Below are 2,940 nucleotides of genomic sequence, written 5' to 3' on the forward strand. Positions count from 1 at the left end.
ACGCACTTAATGTCCGGTGGGGGGGCGGGGTTTTTGTTATAAACCTAACTTTCAACACTTAAAAATTTTCATTTGTTTTTTTTCAACCCCAAAAAGGGTTAACCCCCTTAAACAAAATACAAAATTCCCCCCCCCCCCGCACTAATAAGTGTATTTTGCAAATACTTTCTCTCATTATCAGACAATTCTATCGGATATTTTTGGGGATTTTCTTTAGGCTTATCACGCTTGATTTCTTTATCAATTTTAGCTTGTTTAATTTTTCTTTTGATAGACTTTAACATTATTACTCCTTGCAATAGTTTGCTATAAATTGTTTCAAAGGATTTAAAACGCGAGATTCAAAGTCAAAAATTCTTTCAAATTCTGTTTGTAGAATTTCTATTTTTTCTTTCTCTTGATTTTTTCCTTTGATTTTTTTCTCTGCCCCCATTGCCTCTCTGTAAGCAAATATTGCAGATTTCTTAAGGATATTATCTTTCAAATTTCCCAAGCATTCAATATAACGCTTAAAACATTCACAAGGCTTTTTATTGGTCGCAATTTCTAACAATAAAGTTTCTAATTCGCCATTACTTTGGTTATTTGGAAATAAAAAGATTTCTTGAGCACTCATTAATCCTTGAGATTCTCCAATAATTCTTTCTTGTGTTTGGATAAAATCCTTATCCGCATCAAAAACAATCAAGACTTGCTCATCTCTGTCTTTATGGGATTTTATTTTATTTAGGAGATTCTCTTGAATCACATTAGAGTTTGCATTGATATTAACTTCAAAAGATTCCAATTTGCCCCAATGCTTCAAACAACAATCCACAAACTCTTTATCGCTCTTGCCCTCAACATAAATATAAATTTTATTCATTAATCTTAGTCTCTTGGGTCAAGTTGTTCAATATCAAAATAGGGAGACTGCTCAAATGAATACCGATAAGCTTTAATACCTTTTTTGGTTTCCTTGATTTGAAAGATTGCTTGTTCTTTAAACTCTATCTTTTCTGAAACCTTCCTCAAAATCTCCAAAAATTCTAAACTATGTGTGCTAAAGAAATATTGGATATTCATTTCTTTTCCTAATTTAATGAGGCTCTCCAAAAGTTTTGCGCAGTTTTTAAAATACAATCCATTTTCTATCTCATCTACACAGACATAAAAACAATCCGATTCCCCCTTTCTAGTGAAAGCTTCAAAAATAGAGGCGAGAATAATGACATACTTTTTAAATCCTGTACCCATTAGATGAATATCAAGCAATTTTGGTTTGTCGTTTAAATTAACATAAACGCTTGTTCCATTGGCTTCAATATCTACAATATGAGGATTAAAAATTTGGAGGTATTGGATAAATCTTTGTGTCGCTTTATTTTTGCGGATATTATTGATATTGATTGCCAAACTATCATTTAATAAAAGATTTTCAATCGGGATAAATGTGCCTAATTTATAAGGATAATTTTGCGGTATAGACATTTGATTTGCATTTCTTATAAAATCACTCTTTACTATGGCTCGTTGATGATTAATGTTGCTTATGAAAGTTAATTCGCTAATGATTTGATTAGAAGAAAAATCCATTTCCATTTTTTGTTGTAAATCCATTGGCTTATTTTGCGAAGAAGTATCACTTATTTGGAGTTCAAATGGGATATTTTGACTATCTTGCATTGTTATTTGGATAGGATTCTTGTGGTTGAAATTATGAAAAATTGAATCAATATTGCTCGCATTTGTGGGAAAATTTCTAAAAAACAATGTCCTAAACAACAAATCTGGATTGCTAGGGGCTAAAGACAAAAAAATCGCCTCAAGTAAAGAAGTTTTGCCACTATCGTTTGCGCCCACAAAGACATTAATTTGCGAAAAACCCTCAATTTCTATAAAATCAAAAACTTTAAAATTTTCTATTGTTATTTTTTGTATCATTATTTCGCTTTACCTTAAGTTTCCCAAATTTTTATATTATATCAAATGATACTTAAAACTAAATTCCGCCTGCTTTTTCCGCTACTATCTTAAATCCATCTATGCCCGATAATACAAATTCACCCCCTCTATCTTCTAGCACATTTCTCCCGATAAACTCTCCGCTTAAAATACTCCGCGAAATCCTTGCCCTATTAATTGTAGGCAACTGATATTCTTTGAATATAAATGCGCGCAGTTGGTTATGAATCTCAAAGCTTGTTTTTTTGAAATTTATCACGATATTTTTTATATTAATTTCATCACGCGAAAAATAGCACGATTGCCTAAAATCTTGCTTAGTATATTGAAAATTCCCGCTAAGTAAAGAATCTAGGTTTTCTTGCAAAAGCATAAAACCTTGCTTTAAATACTTAAAATATAAATCCCGCGCACATTCTTGCAAACCTATCTCAAAAATCCTTTGCGCTATAATATCACCTGTATCAATGCCATTATCAATGCAATGCAAAGTAACACCACTGCTAGATTCACCATTCAAAATCGGCACAATGGAAGTGAAAACGCCTTTGTATTTTGGCAAGGCAGAAAAATGAATATTATAAAGCCTCTTACTTGCAAATTGCTCTGTCTTAAGCAATCTATCAAATTCTAAAGAGAGGAAAAGCACATTTGGGATTTGTTGCACTTGCTCTAGCGTGCAAACAAGGATACTTGCTTGTAAAGCATATTTTAAAAGCGATGGTTGCCAAGTGTCTATGCCTGTATCATTGCGATTTGGAATCACGCAAATTTCATCATTTCGGAATTTTGTTTGTAAAAGTTTGAGTGCATTAAGTGCAATTTCATTTTTACCTGCGATGCACGCTTTTATCTTTTGTGTAGGTTTTTTGGATTCTATGAATCTTACAGAATCCGAGCTTGCCTGCGCAGAGAATCTTAAGCACATAGCCTAAACTCCTCACAAGCAATTTGAAGTTGAGCAAACTCAAAGCAAACTAATGCTCTATAATGCCC

Annotated in this window: 4 protein-coding genes; all 4 read right to left on the reverse strand. The window is 32.4% G+C overall.

The features are described from left to right. Positions 1-107 precede the first annotated feature (107 nt). From K2N75_RS00865 to K2N75_RS00880, 4 genes are read right to left on the reverse strand one after another with little or no spacing between them, the layout of a single operon-like run. Positions 108-284, reverse strand: a complete 177-nt coding sequence (locus K2N75_RS00865) for a hypothetical protein (protein WP_300119743.1) — start codon at positions 282-284, stop codon at positions 108-110. Positions 285-286: 2 nt separating this feature from the next. Then, complete coding sequence (locus K2N75_RS00870; RefSeq protein ID WP_300119745.1) at positions 287-865, reverse strand: DUF3226 domain-containing protein; 579 nt, start codon at positions 863-865, stop codon at positions 287-289. 5 nt (positions 866-870) lie between these two features. After that, positions 871-1,923 (reverse strand): AAA family ATPase, encoded by a 1,053-nt coding sequence (locus K2N75_RS00875; RefSeq protein ID WP_300119747.1) that lies wholly within the window; start codon positions 1,921-1,923, stop codon positions 871-873. Between the two features lie 58 nt (positions 1,924-1,981). Beyond that, on the reverse strand, positions 1,982-2,872 hold the full coding sequence (locus K2N75_RS00880; RefSeq protein ID WP_300119749.1) for a formyltransferase family protein: 891 nt from the start codon (positions 2,870-2,872) through the stop codon (positions 1,982-1,984). Positions 2,873-2,940 lie beyond the last annotated feature (68 nt).

The organism is Helicobacter sp. (assembly GCF_029067145.1).
In the GTDB taxonomy this organism is placed as follows: Bacteria; Campylobacterota; Campylobacteria; order Campylobacterales; family Helicobacteraceae; genus Helicobacter_D.